18 protein-coding genes are annotated in these 17,354 nt (G+C 66.8%); 8 read left to right on the forward strand and 10 right to left on the reverse strand.

Annotated features, from left to right (window positions below; translation table 11 throughout):
* Window positions 1-33: 33 nt before the first annotated feature.
* On the forward strand, window positions 34-537 hold the full coding sequence (locus D8676_RS21765; protein WP_121583220.1) for a glycosyltransferase: 504 nt from the start codon (window positions 34-36) through the stop codon (window positions 535-537).
* A 47-nt stretch (window positions 538-584) separates the two neighbouring features.
* Here D8676_RS21765 and D8676_RS21770 read toward each other — a convergent pair whose 3' ends face one another.
* Window positions 585-1,016 carry an SRPBCC family protein gene (locus D8676_RS21770; protein ID WP_121583199.1) on the reverse strand — a complete coding sequence of 144 codons (432 nt, stop codon included), beginning with the start codon at window positions 1,014-1,016 and terminating at the stop codon, window positions 585-587.
* A gap of 123 nt (window positions 1,017-1,139) precedes the next feature.
* Between D8676_RS21770 and D8676_RS21775 the strand changes: the two genes are divergently transcribed.
* Both D8676_RS21775 and D8676_RS21780 read left to right on the forward strand, forming a co-directional pair.
* Window positions 1,140-2,210, forward strand: a complete 1,071-nt coding sequence (locus D8676_RS21775; RefSeq protein ID WP_121583221.1) for an adenylate/guanylate cyclase domain-containing protein — start codon at window positions 1,140-1,142, stop codon at window positions 2,208-2,210.
* Window positions 2,211-2,270: 60 nt separating this feature from the next.
* Window positions 2,271-3,929, forward strand: coding sequence for an FAD-binding dehydrogenase (locus D8676_RS21780; RefSeq protein WP_121583200.1), 1,659 nt, complete (start codon window positions 2,271-2,273; stop codon window positions 3,927-3,929).
* Here D8676_RS21780 and moaB read toward each other — a convergent pair.
* The 6 genes from moaB to D8676_RS21810 form a co-directional block, all read right to left on the reverse strand.
* The gene (moaB, locus tag D8676_RS21785) at window positions 3,926-4,477 is read right to left on the reverse strand and encodes a molybdenum cofactor biosynthesis protein B (RefSeq protein WP_121583201.1); all 552 of its coding nucleotides are present in this window, start codon (window positions 4,475-4,477) and stop codon (window positions 3,926-3,928) included. The genes D8676_RS21780 and moaB overlap by 4 nt on opposite strands.
* The gene (locus D8676_RS21790) at window positions 4,474-5,343 is read right to left on the reverse strand and encodes a 4-(cytidine 5'-diphospho)-2-C-methyl-D-erythritol kinase (protein ID WP_121583222.1); all 870 of its coding nucleotides are present in this window, start codon (window positions 5,341-5,343) and stop codon (window positions 4,474-4,476) included. Before D8676_RS21790 ends, moaB begins: the two co-directional genes overlap by 4 nt.
* A 65-nt stretch (window positions 5,344-5,408) precedes the next feature.
* The gene (locus tag D8676_RS21795; RefSeq protein ID WP_121583202.1) at window positions 5,409-5,594 is read right to left on the reverse strand and encodes a hypothetical protein; all 186 of its coding nucleotides are present in this window, start codon (window positions 5,592-5,594) and stop codon (window positions 5,409-5,411) included.
* A gap of 86 nt (window positions 5,595-5,680) precedes the next feature.
* Entirely contained in the window at window positions 5,681-6,553 is an 873-nt protein-coding gene (locus D8676_RS21800; protein WP_121583203.1) for a S49 family peptidase, read from the reverse strand.
* Window positions 6,554-6,686: 133 nt separating this feature from the next.
* Window positions 6,687-7,466: a methyltransferase gene (locus D8676_RS21805; RefSeq protein WP_121583204.1), complete on the reverse strand. Its 780-nt coding sequence runs from the start codon at window positions 7,464-7,466 to the stop codon at window positions 6,687-6,689.
* Between the two features lie 11 nt (window positions 7,467-7,477).
* A complete protein-coding gene (locus tag D8676_RS21810; protein ID WP_121583205.1) occupies window positions 7,478-7,702 on the reverse strand; it encodes a DUF2007 domain-containing protein in 225 nt (74 codons plus the stop codon).
* 157 nt (window positions 7,703-7,859) lie between these two features.
* On the opposite strand from D8676_RS21810, the gene D8676_RS21815 reads away from it, so the two are divergent.
* Together D8676_RS21815 and D8676_RS21820 are read left to right on the forward strand one after the other, a co-directional pair.
* Window positions 7,860-8,876: a polyprenyl synthetase family protein gene (locus D8676_RS21815; RefSeq protein ID WP_121583206.1), complete on the forward strand. Its 1,017-nt coding sequence runs from the start codon at window positions 7,860-7,862 to the stop codon at window positions 8,874-8,876.
* Window positions 8,877-9,014: 138 nt separating this feature from the next.
* On the forward strand, window positions 9,015-11,048 hold the full coding sequence (locus tag D8676_RS21820) for a tetratricopeptide repeat protein (RefSeq protein WP_245427037.1): 2,034 nt from the start codon (window positions 9,015-9,017) through the stop codon (window positions 11,046-11,048).
* 19 nt (window positions 11,049-11,067) lie between these two features.
* Here D8676_RS21820 and D8676_RS21825 read toward each other — a convergent pair whose 3' ends face one another.
* A complete protein-coding gene (locus D8676_RS21825; RefSeq protein WP_121583207.1) occupies window positions 11,068-12,006 on the reverse strand; it encodes an ABC transporter substrate-binding protein in 939 nt (312 codons plus the stop codon).
* A 171-nt stretch (window positions 12,007-12,177) separates the two neighbouring features.
* On the opposite strand from D8676_RS21825, the gene D8676_RS21830 reads away from it, so the two are divergent.
* Both D8676_RS21830 and D8676_RS21835 read left to right on the forward strand, forming a co-directional pair.
* Window positions 12,178-13,176 (forward strand): glycine--tRNA ligase subunit alpha, encoded by a 999-nt coding sequence (locus tag D8676_RS21830; RefSeq protein ID WP_245427040.1) that lies wholly within the window; start codon window positions 12,178-12,180, stop codon window positions 13,174-13,176.
* On the forward strand, window positions 13,176-13,562 hold the full coding sequence (locus D8676_RS21835) for an endonuclease domain-containing protein (RefSeq protein ID WP_121583208.1): 387 nt from the start codon (window positions 13,176-13,178) through the stop codon (window positions 13,560-13,562). Before D8676_RS21830 ends, D8676_RS21835 begins: the two co-directional genes overlap by 1 nt.
* A 33-nt stretch (window positions 13,563-13,595) precedes the next feature.
* Here the strand turns inward: D8676_RS21835 and D8676_RS27435 are convergent, their stop codons facing one another.
* A complete protein-coding gene (locus D8676_RS27435) occupies window positions 13,596-13,733 on the reverse strand; it encodes a hypothetical protein (RefSeq protein WP_183097194.1) in 138 nt (45 codons plus the stop codon).
* 251 nt (window positions 13,734-13,984) lie between these two features.
* Here D8676_RS27435 and glyS point away from each other — a divergent pair, with 251 nt between their 5' ends.
* The gene (gene glyS, locus D8676_RS21840) at window positions 13,985-16,378 is read left to right on the forward strand and encodes a glycine--tRNA ligase subunit beta (protein WP_121583209.1); all 2,394 of its coding nucleotides are present in this window, start codon (window positions 13,985-13,987) and stop codon (window positions 16,376-16,378) included.
* A gap of 6 nt (window positions 16,379-16,384) precedes the next feature.
* Here glyS and D8676_RS21845 read toward each other — a convergent pair whose 3' ends face one another.
* Window positions 16,385-16,870, reverse strand: a complete 486-nt coding sequence (locus D8676_RS21845; protein ID WP_121583210.1) for a hypothetical protein — start codon at window positions 16,868-16,870, stop codon at window positions 16,385-16,387.
* Between the last annotated feature and the right edge of the window lie 484 nt (window positions 16,871-17,354).

Raw genomic sequence — 17,354 nt, forward strand, 5'->3', positions numbered from 1 at the left:
CGCTGTGTCGGCCTTTCCGCTATGCGGCTGAGGATGCTGACGGTTGTGATCGAGACTAGGAACGACGAGGAGGGGCTGGCCCGCACGCTGGCCTCGCTGATCTCAGCGGCGGTGGAGGGCGTGGTGCGCGACGTTATCGTCTGCGACGCCGGCTCGACCGACCAGACGCACAGCGTCGCCGAGCATGCCGGCTGCAACTATATTGCCGAAGGCGGCGCGGCGGCGGCACTGCGCGAGGCCAAAGGCGAATGGCTGCTCATGCTCGAGCCCGGCGCCCGTCTGGCCGAGGGCTGGACCGAATCGGTGGTCGCCCACCTCGCCAGGATGACGATGCCGGCGCGGTTCTCACGCGCGCGGGCCAGCCGCACGCCGTTCCTGGCGCGGGTCTTCTCGCGCCCGACGGCGCTCGCCGAGGGGCTGGTCATCAGCAAGCAGCGGGCGGCCGCACTGGCGAAGAGCGCGAAGAGCGCCGAGGCGATCGCGCGCGGGCTTGCGACCAAAAAACTCGACGGAGAGATTTTTCCGAGAGGGAAGTAGGCAGCCTTTCTTCTCCCCGTTCACGGGGAGAAGAAAAAAGCCCCGCCTCAGGGATGCGTGTCCGGCCCCGGATCGCCGCCGGCCGCGGCTACGGCCAGCCTGCGGCAATAATGCTTCCAGCCCTTTTCATGGCCGGCGCGCTCTTCTTCGTTGGGCAGCCCGCTATGGGTGAGACGCACCAGCGTGCCCGCGCCTTTCTCGAAGAGGTCGATCTCGATCAGGCTCGATTCGGGCGGCACTTCCTCGCGACCCACCCAGCCGAAGCTGTAGGCGAGGCGATGGACCGGGATCACTTCCGTGAACCGCCCGCGCGCCGCGTATCTGCCGCCGACGCTGACCAGATAGATGCCGCCTGGGTGAGCTTCAGAAGTCGCATTGGTGCCAAGCCAACGCTCGATCTTGTCGGGATCGGTGAGGAAGGCGAACACCGTGGCCTGTGGGGCCGCGACCTCGATCTCGGTGCGAAGCATCTCAGCCATTGGCGGGTCTCCTTCGGTTTGCGACGTCACCCCAGCCTTACAATCTAGGCAGGCGGCTCCCCGGCGCAAGAAAGCTGCCGCCACCTCATGACAGGCGGCTGACACAGTTGCATGATCGCGGTCATGCATCTGCCCCCGGCTCTCTCCTATCTGCTTGACGATGCTGCCGGCGCGCCCGGCGCCGACGCCTTCCTGACGGCGCTTGGGCAAAGGCTCGTCGCCGACGGCCTGCCTCTCGCCGGCGGTGCGTTCACCCAGGCGGCGCCGCACCCGATCATAACGCGGCGCACCTGGCTGTGGCGCGCCGACACAGGCCAGGTCATCGAGGCGCTGGGCTTCGGTTTTGCTGGACTTGCTCCCGAGAATGTCGGCCGTGATTGGCTGGCCGGGCTGGGGACCGGCGTCGTGCATGAGGATGTCGTCGGTGGCGCCGCCGACGGCACCGTGCTCGGCTGGGCCGCAAACCGGCCGTTCGATGAGGCGGAGCTGGATCTGCTTCGCAGGGTCGCCCGCTTCGCCGCCGCGCCGTTGGCCGCACTCGCGGCCCGCTCGACCATCTCCGTGCTGCTCGAGACCTATCTCGGCCGGCGCAGCGCTGCGCAGGTGCTGGCGGGCAGGCTGCGGCGCGAGCCCGGCGAGACCATCCGCGCGGCCCTGCTTTACGCCGACCTCCGGGGCTTCACCGAACTGTCGGAGAACACCGCGCCGCAGGACGTGGTCGAGGCGCTCGACGCCTGGTTCGACCGTATCGCCGGCGCAGTCCATGCCTTCGGCGGCGAGGTGCTGAAATTCATCGGCGACGGCGTGCTGGCGATCTTCCCGATCGGCGAACGCGGCGCCACGGCCGCCTGCGATGCCGCGCTCAGCGCCATCGCGGCTGCGCGCGCCGGCATGGACCATCTCGACCGTGCCCGTGCCGCGAAAAACCTGCCGCCGCTGCCCTTCGGCGCTGCGCTGCATGTCGGCGAGATGCTGTGGGGCAACATCGGCACGGCCAACCGGCTCGATTTCACCGCCATCGGCTCCGCCGTCAATCTGGTCAGCCGGCTGGAAGGGCTCTGCAAGACGCTCGACCGTCAGGTGCTGCTCTCCGGAGCCTTCGCCCGGGAAACGACGCAGCCTCTGCTTCCCCTCGGCGAGCACAGGCTGCGCGGCATCGCCGATCCCTGCGCGGTGTTCGCGCCAGAGCAGTAGCGCCGGCGCTCCATTCCACGCATAGTCTCCTCGAAATGGGCTCTGCCGGGGAGGAGACCGATGGCAGACGAAGCCGATGCCGTCATTGTCGGAGCCGGGCTGGCTGGCCTCGCCGCCGCGGCGGAGCTTGCCGATACGGGCCGGCGCGTCGTCATCCTCGAGCAGGAAGGCGGCGATTTCCTCGGCGGTCAGGCATGGTGGTCGCTTGGCGGCCTCTTCATGGTCGACACGCCCGAGCAGCGCCGCCTCGGCATCCGCGACAGCCGCGACCTCGCCTGGCAGGACTGGCTGGGTTCCGCGCAGTTCGACCGTCCCGAGGATTTCTGGCCGCACAGGGTCGCCGAGGCCTTCGTCGATTTCGCCGCCGGCGAGATGCGGCCGTGGCTGCACAGTATGGGCATGCGCTGGTGGCCCGTCGTCGGCTGGGCCGAGCGCGGCGGCGCGCTTGCCCACGGCCACGGCAATTCGGTGCCGCGTTTCCATCTGACATGGGGCACCGGGCCGGGCGTGGTCGAGGTGTTTGAGCGCCGCGTGTGCGCGCATGTCGCCGACAGGCGCATCGCGCTGAAATTCCGCCACCAGGCGAGCCGGCTGATCAAGACGAACGGCTCGGTGACCGGCGTGTCAGGCGAAATCCTGGAGCCATCGACCGTAGGGCGTGGCGAGCAGTCGGGTCGCGCGGTTATCGGTGAGTTCGAGGTGAAGGCCGGCGCAGTCATCGTCACCTCCGGCGGCATTGGCGGCAACCACGATCTCGTGCGCAAGGCCTGGCCGGTCGAGCGCCTTGGGCCGCCGCCGAGAACAATGCTCGCCGGCGTGCCGCACCATGTCGACGGCCGCATGGTCGCGATCGCTCAGGCAGCGGGCGCGGCAGTCATCAACGCCGACCGCATGTGGCACTACGTCGAAGGGCTGAAGAACTGGAATCTGGTCTGGCCGAACCACGGCATCCGCATCCTCGCCGCGCCGTCCTCGCTCTGGTTCGACGCGCTCGGCGCGCGGCTGGAAGCGCCGTTCTTCCCAAGCTTCGATTCGCTCGGCACGCTGAAACGCATCCTCTCCACCGGCCACGACTATTCCTGGTTCGTGCTGAACAAAAGGATCGCGTCGAAGGAGTGGGTGCTTTCCGGCTCGGAGCAGAATCTCGACTTCACGGCGAAGGACTGGCGCGCGGTGCTGAAGAACCGCCGCGGCGGCAGGACGCCGCCCTCGGTCGCGGCCTTCCTGGAGAAGGGCGAGGATTTCGTCATCCGCGACAATCTCGCCGACCTCGTCGCTGGCATGAACGCGCTTTCCGGTGACGATCTCCTCGACCACGACCGGCTTCGCGCCGAGATCGAGGCGCGCGACCGCGAGGTCCTGCACTCCTATTCCAAGGATGCGCAGGTCGCCGCCATCCGCAATGCGCGCCGCTATGTCGGCGACCGCATCTTCCGCGTGGTGAAGCCGCACAGGATCCTCGATCCCGCGCACGGCCCTCTGATCGCCGTGCGGCTCTCCATCCTGACTCGCAAGACGCTTGGCGGCCTGCACACCAACCTCGACGGGCAGGTACTCGATGCGGCGCGCAAGCCGATCCCCGGCCTCTACGCGGCGGGCGAGGTCGCCGGTGGCGGAGGCGGTGGCTACCACGGCTACAACGCGCTCGAAGGCACGTTCCTCGGCAGTTGCATCTTCATGGGCCGCAACGCCGGACGCCATGCGGCGGGGCGGAGCTAGCCCTTTGCTCCGCGCCTCAAATGCTCGTCCAGCCGCGGCATGATCTCGACGAAGTTGCAGGGCATGTGCCGGTAGTCGAGCTGCGCCTTCAGGATGCCGTCCCAGGCGTCCTTGCAGGCGCCGGGGGAGCCGGGCAGCACGAAGACGAAGGTCGCGTTGACGACACCGCCGGTGGCCCTGGACTGGATCGTGGAGACGCCGATCTTCTCGTAGGAGATGCGGTGGAAGACGGCCGAGAACCCGTCCATGCGCTTCTCGAAGATCGGCTCCAGCGCGTCCGGCGTCACGTCGCGGCCGGTGAAGCCGGTGCCCCCCGTGGTGATCACCACGTCGATCCGGTCGTCGCGCGACCAGCCGAGTACCTTCTCTCGGATCAACTCGACGTCGTCGGTGACGATCGCGCGGTCGACCAAGGTGTGACCCGCCTCGGCGATGCGGTCGGCTAGCGTCTGGCCGGACCTGTCCTCGGCGATGCCTCGCGTGTCGGAGACGGTGAGCACCGCGATGCCGACGGGGATGAACGGGCGGCTCTCGTCCAGCCTGCTCATGACAGGCCGGGCTCCGACGGCATGCTCCGCGTCGCCGCGACGAACCAGCCGGGGTGTCGGTTGCGGATCAGCGCCGCGGCGCGCTTGGCCATGTTGCCCGTCTCGAACAGCCCGAAGCAGGTCGCGCCCGATCCCGACATGCGGGTGAAGGCGGATCCGGCGCGGTCCAGCGCGGCCTTCGCCGCGCCGATCGACGGTTCTATCGTCTGCGCCGCCGCTTCGAGATCGTTGCGGGTGTTCTCCAGCCAGTTGCGCACGCTGTGGAAATCGAAATGCCGGGGCAGCGGCGGCAGCGGTTCGTTGTCGCGGCGTTCGAGCGCCGAGAACACCGCCGCGGTGCCGACGCCGATCCCCGGATTGACCAGCACCAGGCCGAGCGCCGGGAAGCCGCCGACGAAGGAGAGCTCGTCGCCGGTGCCGCGCGCCACCAGCGGCTTGGCCGCCAGGCACATCGGCAGGTCGGCGCCGAGCGCGCCGCCGATGCGCATCAGCGCGGCGTCGCCGGGTCCGGTCCCCCACAGCGAGGCAAGTCCGCGCAGCACGGCCGCGCAATCGCTGGAACCGCCGCCGATGCCGGCCGCGACCGGCAGGTTCTTTTCCAGCGTGATTGCAACCGGCGTTGCCCTGGCCGGGCCGTGGAGCGAACGCATCGCGTCGCGCGCCTTGAGGATGAGATTGGTTTCGTCGGTCGGCACGGCGGGGGCGTAGGGCCCCGAGACCGAAAACGCGTCGTGCTCGGCCGGCTCGATCGACAGCCGGTCGCCGAACCGGGTGAACACGGCGAGGCTGTCGATGAGGTGGTAGCCGTCGGCCCTGCGCCCGGTGACGTGCAGCGCAAGATTGATCTTCGCCGGCGCGAACTGCACGCGGGCGACGACGACCGGCGCCGTCTCGGAGATCAGCTCATGAACTGGCTCGGAAAGGATCGCGATCAATCCTTCGCCAGGCGGTATTCACCGGTCTTGGGGTCCTTGACCAGCGTGCCGTTGGCGCCGGTGGCGGCCTGTTTCTCGGCACGGCGCACCTTGGCCGTCACGCGCTCGGCTTCCTTCACGAAGGAGCGGTAGCCGATATAGGCGATGAGGCCGACGAGGGCGAAAAAGATGATCTGCGGCATGCGTTCACTCCTTCCCTCGGGGGACGGCGTTTGCTGGCGCCGGCCGGGTCGGGCAAGCGGTCATGATAACCGGCTTGCCCGCCAATTCAAAGGCCGAAGCGCGACCAGAGAGCGCGCTCCTCTGCCGCATCCAGGAGTCCGTGCGCCGCCTCGGCCGCGAAATCGGTGGCCCATCCATGGTCTCGGCGGCTGCCGAAGAAGCCGAGCCGCCGGGCGAAGAAGCCGCGCGGCGGCGACACCAGCGCCAGCCGCGCCTTCGGTCCGTAACGGTCCCTGACCACCTGCCGGATGTCGCCGAGCGTGTCGACGAGGCCGAGCGCGAGGCCCTTCCTGCCGGTCCAGAACAGGCCGGTAAACAGGTCCGGATCGTCCTTCAGCTTCGTCCCGCGCCGTTCCTTGACCAGGTCGATGAAGGTCTCGTGCACTTCGAGCTGCAGTGTCTTCAGCCGCTCGACATCCTCTTTCTTCTCGGGCTTGAACGGGTCGAGCACCGCCTTGTTCTTGCCGGCGGTGTAGACGCGGCGCTCGACGCCGATCTTCTTCATCAGGTCGGTGAAGCCGAAGGAGGCCGACACGACGCCGATCGAGCCGACGATGGAGGAGGGGTCGGCGATGATCTCGTCGCCGGCCACCGCGATCATGTAGCCGCCCGACGCCGCCACATCCTCGACGAAGACCAGCACCCGCTTGTTCTTCTCGGCGGCGAGGTCGCGGATGCGCTTGTAGATCAGCCGCGACTGCACCGGCGAGCCGCCGGGCGAATTGATGGAAATGGCGACGGCGGGCGCTTCGGGATAGGCGAACGCCTTCTCGATCACGCCGGCCGTGCTGGCGAGCGACAGGCTCGGCCGCAACTGGCTGCCGCCCGCCATGATCGTTCCGTGCAGGCGTATGACGGGGATGGTCACCGCCTCCGAACGCATCGATTTCGGCAGCAGGCGGTTCAAAAATCGTCTCACCGAACGGGTTCTCCAGGCGGGAGCAATTCCAGGAAAAGTGGAAACCGGTTTTCCCTGGGAATTGCGACAAAACAAGTGGGCGTCGAAAAAGGATGTAGGCATTCGGGCCGCACGCGCAATGCCGCGGGAGCGGTCAATCGCCGAAAAGCGCGGCTTTTCCGTTGTTTATCGCGTCCGCGCGGGCCGAAAATCCGTCGCCCGGCCCGTCATGCAGGACAAGCGGCGGCCTCAGGGTGAGCGCGCCGCGTGAGGCCCTTCTTGCCCTGACCACGATCCTGATCGCCGGCGTGTCCGCTCGCGCATGCACCGGAAGGATCTCGGCCGACCCGAAACGGCCGGCGAGTGCTGCCAGGATCGGCGCCAGCGAGACAGGCCGCGCGATGACCGCCAGCCCGCCCCGCGGCCTGGTGACGGCCGCCGCGCTACGGATCCAGCTCTCGAACAGGCCGTCCTCCATCACGTGCGCCTTCTGCTTCAGCGCGTCGGGGGTAGGGCGGTCCCGCGCTGCATTGAAGGGCGGGTTCATGATGACATAGTCGAAGCCGCCGTCGGCGAGCCCCGCTCTTTCGCGCGCCCTGCCGGTCAGCGTCACGTCGGCGACCAGCACGCAGGCGCGTGAGCGGAGATGCGTGTTGTGCTCATGTTCGAGCGTTAGCGACGCGAAATCGGCCATTTCCGGCGCGTTCTCGACCAGGATGACGGAAGCCTCGGGGCATCGCGACGCTACCGCCAGCCCAGCCGCACCGGCGCCGGCGCCGAAATCGGCGAGCCGCCCGGCAAAGGTGGAAGGCACGGCTGCCGCCAGCATCATCGCGTCGACGCCGGCGCGATGGCCGGCGCCCTTGGGCTGCACCAGCCAGAAATCGCCGCGATGGAAGGCATCGAGCGTATATGCGGGCTTTTCCTGCAGCATAGGCGGGGAGGCTAGCTTCCGCTGATCTCGTTGGCGATTCCGGCGTCGGCCAGGATGCGCCGGGCGGTCGTCATGTCGTCCTCGAGCACCATGATCCGTCGCGGCAGGATGCCGATGGAGCCGTCCAGCACGCTCATGTTCTGGTCTGCCACCAGGCAGCCTATGCCGGCGTCCTTCAGCAGCGATTCGACGAATGAGATGACGACCGCGTCGTTGGTTCGGAGGAGTTCCTTCATGCGGCCGACGTTCGCAGTTCGCCGCACAGATGTAAACGCCGCTCCTTTGGCGGGAAAAAGCCGCGCCAATTCGCCACTTGCCGTTCATACCCCCGCCGCCCTAGAATCTCTGGGGTAGTATTCGCCGGCGGGCAAGGATTCAGGGACGGAGTTTCTGGTGGGCGTTGTAGTCAATCTCGAAGGCGGCAAGCGCGAACCGGCGTCGATCGCCGAACTCATCGCGCTGACTTCGGCCGATATGGGCCGCGTGAACGAGCTGATCCTGTCCAAGGCCGGCTCGGACGTCGAGATGATCCCGGAGGTCGCCAACCACCTGATCTCGTCCGGCGGCAAGCGCCTGCGTCCCATGGTGACGCTCGCCGCCGCCCAGATGTTCGGCTATTCGGGCGAAGGCCACGTCAAGCTCGCCACCTCGGTCGAGTTCATGCACACCGCGACGCTTCTCCACGACGACGTCGTCGACGAAAGCGATCTCAGGCGCGGCAGGAAGACGGCGCGCACCATCTGGGGCAACCAGGCGAGCGTGCTGGTCGGCGACTTCCTGCTCGGCCAGGCCTTCCGCATGATGGTCGATGTCGGCTCGCTGGAAGCGCTGGATATCCTCTCCACCGCCGCCTCGATCATCGCCGAGGGCGAGGTCATGCAGCTTGCGGCGGCCAAGAACCTCGAGACCACCGAGGACGAGCATTTCGCCGTCATCAAGGCGAAGACTGCGGCGCTCTTCTCGGCCGCCGCCGAGGTCGGGCCGGTGATCGCCGGCGTGTCGCGCAACGACCGCGCGGCGCTGCGCTCCTACGGCATGAACCTCGGCCTCGCCTTCCAGCTCATCGACGATGCGCTCGACTATGGCGGCACCAGCAAGGACCTCGGCAAGAACGTCGGCGACGATTTCCGCGAAGGCAAGGTGACGCTGCCCGTCATCCTCGCCTACCGTCGCGGCACCCCCGCGGAGCGCAGGTTCTGGAAGGCGGCGATCGAGGAGAACCAGACGGACGACGCGGCGCTGGAGAAGGCGGTCGGCCTGATGACCAAGCACGGCGCCATCGCCGACACCATCGGTCGCGCCGGCCATTTCGGCGGCATCGCGCGCGACGCGCTGGCGCCGCTGGAATCGACGCCGCAGAAGGCCGCGCTGCTCGACGTCATCGATTTCTGCATCAGCCGCGTCGCCTGAGCGGCCGCGACGGACTGAACGCTTTGTGAAGGGGAACGGATTGAACACCGACCCCAAAAAGGCCATGCTTTCATGACAAATGCCGGCTGGGTTCGATGGGGAGTCGGCTGTAGGCACGGCGGGACGGCAGGAAGGAAGATGATGCGGCTAACAGATGGACGCTGGCTGATCGGGCTGGCGGCGGCGACCGGGCTGATGGTCTCGGTGTCCGGGCAGGCCGTTCTCGCCGCGCAATCGGCCGCTCCGGTCGAGATCAGTTCGTTTTCCGGCGCCTACCTCGCCGCGCGCGTCGCCGAGGTCGACAACGATCTCGAAGGCGCCATCGCCTATTACCGCAAGGCGCTCGACTTCGATCCCGACAACCAGCCGCTGCAGCAGAGCCTGATGCTGGCGCTGATCTCCGAAGGCCGCTTCGACGAGGCGCTGCCCTATGCCGAGAAGCTGAAATCCGCGCCCGAGATCGAGCGGCTGTCGCGCCTGGCGCTCGCCATCGACGCCTTCCGCAAGAAGGACTACGGCGCTGCTGAGCCGCTGCTCACCTTCGCCGAGGAATCTGATCTCGACGGACTGATCGCCAAGATCATGACGGCCTGGGCGAAGCTCGGGGCCGGCGACAAGACCGGCGCCATGGCGACGCTCGACGAACTGGCCGGGCCTGACTGGTACGGTCTCTTCGTCTCCTACAGCAAGGGACTGGTGGCCGAGCAGGCGGGCCTCGACGAGGAGGCCGACGCCGCCTACCAGTCCGCCGTCGACGACGTGGCCGCCGGCGGCGCCGCGCCCGACGCCTGGCTCCGTGCCGCCGAGGCCTATGCCGGTTTCCTCGCCCGCCAGGGCAAGAAGGACGCCGCGCTCGCCGTGCTGGAGAAGGCCGACGAGTTCGCCTCCGGGCGGCTGCAGATGATCGACCTGCGCGACAAGATCATGAAGGGCGAGCCCGTCGCCCGCATCGTGTCCAACCCGTCCGACGGCGCCAGCGAACTTCTGCTGGTGCTCGCCAGCGCGCTCAACCGCAGCGGCGGCGAATCCTTCGTGCGCCTCTATCTGCGCTATGCGTTGGCTCTGAGGCCCGACAGCGACATCGCTCTCGTCCAGTTGGCCGGCGTGTCCGAGCAGCAGAACGACGCCGAGGGCGCCATTGAGCTTTACAAGCGCATCCCGCATTCCTCGCGGTTGAGGCGCGTGTCGCAGTTGCAGCTTGGTCTGAACCTCGCCGATCTCGACCGCCGCGACGAGGCGATCCGCCAGTTGCAGGCGCTGGTCGAGGAGAACCCCGAGGACATGCGCGGCTATCTGGCGCTCGGCGGCGTCTATGCCTCCAAGGAGGACTATGCCGGCGCGGCGAAGGTCTACGACAAGGCGGTCGAGCGCCTCGAATCGAAGAAGTTCTCGATGCCCAGGGACCCGCGCACGACGGCCAACTGGAACATCTATTACCAGCGCGGCATCGCCTATGAGCGGCTGAAGGAGTGGCCGAAGGCCGAGCCGAATTTCCGCAAGGCGCTCGAGCTGTTCCCAAACCAGCCGCAGGTGATGAACTATCTCGGCTATTCGTGGATCGACATGAACATGAACCTCGAAGAGGGCATGGATCTGATCCGCAAGGCGGTGGAACTGAGGCCTAGCGACGGCTACATCGTCGATTCGCTCGGCTGGGCGCATTATCGCCTCGGCGAATATGACGACGCCGTGCGCGAGTTGGAGCGCGCCGTCTCGCTGAAGCCGGACGATCCCGTCCTCAACGACCATCTTGGCGACGCCTATTGGCGCGTCGGCCGCAAGCTGGAAGCGACCTTCCAGTGGAGCCATGCGCGCGACATGAAGCCGGAGCCTGCCGTGCTCGCCGAGGTCGAGAAGAAGCTCAAGGAGGGTCTGCCTCCGGAAGACGACAAGGCGGTGGCCGGGCAGCAGAAGGCGGCGCCTCAGCCGCCGGCCGATGAGCCGCCGGCGACCGCTCCTTCCGACCAGCGCACCGAGGTCAAGCCGGACACGGCCGCCAAGCCGGTCGCCTACAAGGTGACGCCGGGGCAGTCGCTCTGGTCGATCGCCGCCGACCATCTCGGCAATGGCAACCGCTACATCGAGATCCTGAACCTCAACCCGCAGCTCCAGGGCGATCCCGGCCGGCTCATGCCCGGTCAGGAACTGACGCTGCCGCCCGCCGGGAACTGAGCCGGCTCCGACTTGGCGATCATTCGCCGGCGGCGAGGTACTCCGGGTAGAGCGCCAGAGCGAGATCGCGGATGGCGCCGGCCGTTCGTGGACCGAAGCCCAGCATGTAGGGACCGTCGAGGACGAGCAGCGACCTGTTCGCCGCCGCCGGCGTGTTGCGAAGGGCAGGGACGGCGAAGACTTCCTCGGGGGTAGGGCCGCCATTGCCGTCGCCCAGCATCAGGATCGTGTCCGGCGCCATGGCGAGCAGCGCTTCCTCGGAAGCTGCCTTATAGCCGTTTACCCCGTCGAACGGGTTCGTAGCACCTGCATAGCCGATGATAGCATCCGCAGCGGTGCCGTCGCCGGCCGCGGTCAGCCGCGCCAGCCCGTGCAGGAAAAGCACCTTCTTGCGGGCGGCTTCCGGAACCCGTTCCGCCATCCGCGCGGCCGCCTCGAAATCGGCCTTCACCGACCTTGCGAGCTCTTCGCCGTCGCGGTCCAGCGTTGCGGCGACCAGTCCAATCTTCCTGCCTATGCCCTGGAGCGAATTGTCCTCGGGGACGAACACCACCGCGATGGAGAGGCCTTTCAATATGTCCACCACTTCGGGCGGGCCGATGTCCTGTGCCGCGATAATCAGGTCCGGCCGCAAGGCAAGAAGCCCTTCCGCCGACAGCGAGCGGCGATAGCCGACATTCGGCTTTTCCGCCGCCTCGGCCGGGTAGCGGCTGCTGCGGTCGAGGCCGACTATGCGGTCGCCGACGCCGAGCGCGAAGGCGATTTCGGTCACGTCGGGGCCGAGGGTCACGATCCGCTCGGCGCTGCCCACCCGCACGTCGCGGCCGAACGCATCGGTCACGGTCCGCTCTACCGCCACGAGTTGCGCCGGAAGGGCTGCAAGCATAAGCGCCACGGCCGCTCCGACGGCGGATTTCCTCGTTCGGCCGAGCAGGCCAGGCAGGCTGGAAAACGGCATGGATCGTCACCCTCTCTTTGCGGATGACGCATCCTTAGGCCGGCCTGCGCCGCCTGTAAATAAACTTGATAAAAAGAGTCATCTTTAATGGGATGACGCCGCCGCAAACTTGACGCTCGCAGGACGCCGCTCTAGGACGGGCCGACTTCCGCCCACCCCGCGAGGCTTCCCTTGTCCGCCGAAATCGCCGCCCATATGCGCCCCGACCGCTCCTTCCAGGGGCTGATCCTGACGCTGCACAATTATTGGGCCGAGCGGGGTTGCGTGATCCTGCAGCCCTACGACATGGAGGTCGGCGCCGGCACCTTCCATCCGGCGACTACGCTGCGCGCGCTCGGGCCGCGCCGCTGGAACGTCGCCTATGTGCAGCCGTCGCGCCGGCCCAAGGACGGTCGCTACGGCGAGAACCCCAACCGTCTCCAGCACTATTACCAGTACCAGGTGATCCTGAAGCCCAACCCGCCGAACCTCCAGGAACTCTATCTCGGCTCGCTGGAGGCGATCGGCATCGACCCCCTGGTGCACGACATCCGCTTCGTCGAGGACGACTGGGAAAGCCCCACGCTGGGCGCCTGGGGGCTCGGCTGGGAATGCTGGTGCGACGGCATGGAAGTCAGCCAGTTCACCTATTTCCAGCAGGTCTGCGGCATCGAATGCGCGCCGGTCTCGGGCGAACTCACCTACGGTCTCGAGCGCCTCGCCATGTATGTGCAGGGCGTCGACAACGTCTACGACCTCAACTTCAACGGGCTGGAAGGCGCCGACAAGGTCACCTACGGCGAGGTCTTCCTGCAGGCCGAGCAGGAATATTCACGCCACAATTTCGAATATGCCGACACCGCCATGCTCTTGCGCCACTTCGACGACGCCGAGAAGGAGTGCAACGCACTCCTCGCCGCCGGCGCAAGGGCCGGCGAGGGCGGCGCGCACAAGATGGTGCTGCCCGCCTACGACCAGGCGATCAAGGCCAGCCACGTCTTCAACCTGCTCGACGCACGCGGCGTCATCTCGGTGACCGAGCGCGCCAGCTACATCCAGCGCGTGCGCAACCTCGCCAAGGCCTGCGGCGAGGCCTTTTTGCTTACCGAAGCGGGCGGGTTGGGTCACCTCCCCCTGGAGGGGGGAGGTCGCCGCGAAGCGGCGGGTGGGGGTGGGAGCGTCACAGCCTGATGTCCAAGCTCGACCGTTTCAAGCGCCGAGGCGGACGAGACGGTCGAACGGAAACCGATGCCGAGCACGTGCTGTGGGAAAACCTTTATCGCATACCTTTGGAGGGCACGCACTTCCGCAGGCAGATCGAGATCGGGCCTTATCGCGCCGATTTCGGTTCGTTGCGATTGAAGCTGCTCATCGAGATCGACGGGCCGATTCATCAAGAGCCCGAGCAGAAGAAACGAGACCTTCGCCGGGATCATTGGCTGGAGAGTGAGGGGTATCGCGTCATTCGCTTCTCCAACCACGATGTCACGACCGATATGAACTCGGTGCTGGGCGCCATCGGATTGGCGATCGAAAACCAGAAGCATACGCTGGACGACAACCCACCCCGGCGCTGACGCGCCGACCCTCCCCCTCAAGGGGAGGGTCGGCTAGCGGAGGGTGAACACTTCCAGTGTCTGCAAGGCCTTGCGCGTGCCCGGCATGCCGGAGACGGAGGCCGGGTGGAATTGCGCGGCGAGGCAGGCCGCCAGCGTGGCGACCTGGATCAAGGTGGATATCGATTTCATGGCCGTAGTCTTCCTTCGATATCCTTGGTCGCGCCGGCCGCCGATTTGGTTCACGTAAATCCCCGCGGCGGGTGACAGGGGCCGGATGACTTGCTATTCCCGCGCCAGCTTTCGCCCACGAGACTGTCTATGCCCGACCTCCTGCTAGAACTCCGCTCCGAGGAAATTCCCGCCGCGCCGCGCGCCCGCAGCGCCGGAGGCGCGAGGACGTGCCAAACCAAGAACAGCATGCGGGCGATGGAACGCGTCTGATGCCCGACCTCCTGCTAGAACTCCGCTCCGAGGAAATCCCTGCCCGCATGCAGCGCAAGGCGGCCGGCGACCTCAAGAAGATGGTCGCCGACGGTCTGGTCGAGGCGGGTCTGACCTATGAGGCGGCGCGCGAATATTGGACGCCTAGGCGCCTGACGCTCGACATTCGCGGCGTCACCGCCCGCTCGAAGGACGTCAACGAGGAGATCAAGGGGCCGTCGACCAAGGCGCCGCCGCAGGCGATCGAGGGTTTCCTGCGCAAGGCCGGCCTGTCCGATGTCAGCCAGGCCCACGTCCATTCCGACCCGAAGAAGGGCGATTTCTATGTCGCCCACATCTCCCGGCCGGGCAGGGCTGCCGAAGAGATCATCGCCGGGCTGATCCCGTCTGTCATCCGCGCCTTCCCCTGGCCAAAATCGATGCGCTGGGGGCCGGCTTCCGGCCCGAAGGGCGCGCGTTACGGCGAAAGCGAAGGACGCGGCGGCGAGGCGCTGCGCTGGGTCCGCCCGCTGCAGTCGATCGTCTGCACCTTCGGCCCCGAGACCGAGGAGCCTGCCATCGTCGATTTCGAGATCGACGGCATCCGTTCCGGCAACGTCACCTATGGCCACCGCTTTCACGCGCCGGGCGCGATCACGGTAAAGCGCTTCGACGACTATGCCGCGAAGCTGGAAGCCGCGAAGGTCGTGGTCGACGCAGAGCGCCGCAAGGAGATCATCCAGGCGGATGCCAGGAACCTCGCCTTTGCCAATGGGCTAGACCTCGTCGAGGACGACGGCCTGCTGGAGGAAGTGTCGGGGCTGGTCGAATGGCCGGTCGTGCTGCTTGGCGCCTTCGAGGAGGATTTTCTGTCCATCCCCGCCGAGGTCATCCGGCTCACCATCCGCGCCAACCAGAAGTGTTTTGTCACGCGGCCGAACGGCGCGTCCGACGCGCTCTCCAACCGGTTTGTCGTCACCGCCAACATCGAGGCGAAGGACCACGGCAAGGAGATCGCCCACGGCAATGGCAAGGTGGTGCGCGCCCGCCTCTCCGACGCGCTCTATTTCTGGAAGACCGACCAGGCGGACCTGCCCGACCTCGACACGCTGAAGCCGTCGGCGGAAAAATTCGGGCTCGACCTGAAGAAGCCGCTCGACCAGCGCATGGCCCGGCTCGACAGGCTGGGCGTCACCTTCCATGCGAAGCTCGGCACGCAAGGCGAACGCGTGACCCGCATCGCGCGGCTGGCGGAAGAGCTTGCCGGAAAGCTCTGGCAGCAGCCGAATTTCTTCATCGGCAAGCGGCTCTCACCTGACGAGTTCACCGATGAGCAGCAATATGCCGGGCTCGCCCGCCGCGCTGCCGTGCTCGCCAAGGCCGACCTGCAGACAGAAGTGGTCGGCGAGTTCCCGGAACTGCAGGGCGCGATGGGCCGCAAATACGCTGCTCTGCAGGGCGAGAATCCATCCGTCGCCGCGGCGATCGAGGAGCACTACAAGCCGCAGGGCCCGTCAGACCGGGTGCCGGCCGATCCTGTATCCGTCGCCGTCGCGCTCGCCGACAAGCTCGACACGCTGACTGGATTCTGGGTCATCGACGAAAAGCCCACGGGCTCCAAGGATCCTTATGCGCTGAGGAGAGCGGCATTGGGTGTCATTCGGATCGTACTGGAGAATGAGCTGAATTTTTCCATCGATCCTTTCAACGATGTCCAGGTACTGCGTCACCAGATCGGCGCGTCCCCGTCTGCGCCTGAAAAGCTTGACGCGATATTGTCGGAAGCTGCGAAGGGCGGCATGTTCTCGGAGCGTGCCCGCGCATTGATTGCCGATGCCAAGGCCGATGCGCCCGATTGGCTGCCGCTGGTAGATAAGCACGACCCGTCGATCAGCGACGACTTGCGCGCCTTCCTTCAGGATCGCCTCAAGGTCCATTTGCGTGACAACGGCGTGCGCCACGACATGATTGACGCCGTGATAACGCCGGGGAGTTGCAACCTCCTCACCATCGTCCGCCGCGTCGAAGCCCTGGGCTCCTTTCTCGACACCGAGGACGGAAAAAACCTGCTCGCCGGCACCAAGCGCGCGGCGAACATTCTGGCTGCCGAGGAGAAGAAGGGCACGGCCGTCGCGGCTGCCGTCGACCCCGCGCTTTTCCGCACCGACGAGGAGAAAAACCTCGCCGCCGCGGTGAATCAGGCTGAGAAGGAAGCCGGCCAAGCGATTCGGAATGAAGACTTTTCCGCCGCCATGCTGGCGCTTAGCGCGTTGCGTGAACCGGTTGATTCATTCTTCGAACGCGTCCTCGTAAACGACGAGGACCAAGCCGTGCGCGCCAACCGGCTTGCGCTGCTCGCCCGCATCCGTGCGGCGACCGGTCAGGTCGCGGATTTCTCGAAGATCGCAGGCTGACGCGGACTACCGCCCGAGCGGCGCCGGCTCGGTCGACGGGTCGGGCTGCGGGTTCTGCGCCCCGGCTGCCGCCGCCTCGCGCGCCAGCCGCTCCTCCTGCCGCTTCAGCGCCTTGCGCTTGGCCGGCGTGCCACGGTCGTTCGGGTCCAGCAACGGTTCGGCAGCGGCCTTTGCCGGCGTGGGCGAGGGGCGGGCGGATGCCGATCCGACCTCGCCGCCGCGAATGAGCATGGGCGTCGTCGAGCGCTCGGCCGTTTCTGTGTCGCCGTCGGCAGGTTCCCCAAGCGCGATGATCGACGGCGTCGCCGTCGTGTCCTGGAGGGTCACGATCGAAGGCGTCGGCTCCGTTTCCGAAACGGCTGCGACAATCGACGGATCGACGGCGTTTTCCTCGCCAAGCATGATGATCGACGGCGTGGCTTCGACGGAAGCCGCCTGCGCCTGTGCCGCGCCGAATGCCGCAAGCAGAATGACTACGCCCTGAACACGCATGACCGACAGCCCCGAAACCGCACCACCTTGCCACGCCGTGGTTCACGGCGGCTTGCCGGAAAGGATAGCATTTTAGCGATTAACAAATCGGTGACGCGGCCGCCCCGCGGATCGGCTCGCAAGGGTCGAGACGGCGCGAGGGCGAGGCGCCCTTATCTCCCCCCTTGCGGGGAAGAAAGCAAATTCCTGGGCTTGGCGCAGCCAAGTCCTTGGAATTTGCAAGAGAGGGGTCGTCCGCGTTAGAAGAAATCCCCTCACTTGCGATTTCTAACACTTAGCCTCCGCATTCGCTCCGGCTAAGATGTTGAAATCGCTTTCTCTCCCGCAAGGGGAGAGAAAAGGCCGCACCCCTCAAAAAATTTCTCTCAATCCTTTTCCACACTCCCAAAACCTCCCGCATAATCCTGGCATCGCTCTCGCGGGAACCTGGTGCGCACCGGGTGTCAGGGAGGGCGGCGGTGACCTCCCACCCGTGGAAGCGGTT

Source organism: Mesorhizobium sp. YM1C-6-2, from assembly GCF_003666685.1.
In the GTDB taxonomy this organism is placed as follows: Bacteria; Pseudomonadota; Alphaproteobacteria; order Rhizobiales; family Rhizobiaceae; genus Mesorhizobium_K.

Excerpts from the sequence above, each read along its gene's own strand:
- D8676_RS21765 (WP_121583220.1), top strand. The coding sequence starts at position 34 with ATGCTGACGGTTGTGATCGAGACTAGGAACGACGAGGAGGGGCTGGCC.
- D8676_RS21770 (WP_121583199.1), bottom strand. The coding sequence starts at position 1,016 with ATGGCTGAGATGCTTCGCACCGAGATCGAGGTCGCGGCCCCACAGGCC.
- D8676_RS21775 (WP_121583221.1), top strand. The coding sequence starts at position 1,140 with ATGCATCTGCCCCCGGCTCTCTCCTATCTGCTTGACGATGCTGCCGGC.
- D8676_RS21780 (WP_121583200.1), top strand. The coding sequence starts at position 2,271 with ATGGCAGACGAAGCCGATGCCGTCATTGTCGGAGCCGGGCTGGCTGGC.
- moaB (WP_121583201.1), bottom strand. The coding sequence starts at position 4,477 with ATGAGCAGGCTGGACGAGAGCCGCCCGTTCATCCCCGTCGGCATCGCG.
- D8676_RS21795 (WP_121583202.1), bottom strand. The coding sequence starts at position 5,594 with ATGCCGCAGATCATCTTTTTCGCCCTCGTCGGCCTCATCGCCTATATC.
- D8676_RS21805 (WP_121583204.1), bottom strand. The coding sequence starts at position 7,466 with ATGCTGCAGGAAAAGCCCGCATATACGCTCGATGCCTTCCATCGCGGC.
- D8676_RS21810 (WP_121583205.1), bottom strand. The coding sequence starts at position 7,702 with ATGAAGGAACTCCTCCGAACCAACGACGCGGTCGTCATCTCATTCGTC.
- D8676_RS21820 (WP_245427037.1), top strand. The coding sequence starts at position 9,015 with ATGATGCGGCTAACAGATGGACGCTGGCTGATCGGGCTGGCGGCGGCG.
- D8676_RS21825 (WP_121583207.1), bottom strand. The coding sequence starts at position 12,006 with ATGCCGTTTTCCAGCCTGCCTGGCCTGCTCGGCCGAACGAGGAAATCC.
- D8676_RS21835 (WP_121583208.1), top strand. The coding sequence starts at position 13,176 with ATGTCCAAGCTCGACCGTTTCAAGCGCCGAGGCGGACGAGACGGTCGA.
- D8676_RS27435 (WP_183097194.1), bottom strand. The coding sequence starts at position 13,733 with ATGAAATCGATATCCACCTTGATCCAGGTCGCCACGCTGGCGGCCTGC.
- glyS (WP_121583209.1), top strand. The coding sequence starts at position 13,985 with ATGCCCGACCTCCTGCTAGAACTCCGCTCCGAGGAAATCCCTGCCCGC.
- D8676_RS21845 (WP_121583210.1), bottom strand. The coding sequence starts at position 16,870 with ATGCGTGTTCAGGGCGTAGTCATTCTGCTTGCGGCATTCGGCGCGGCA.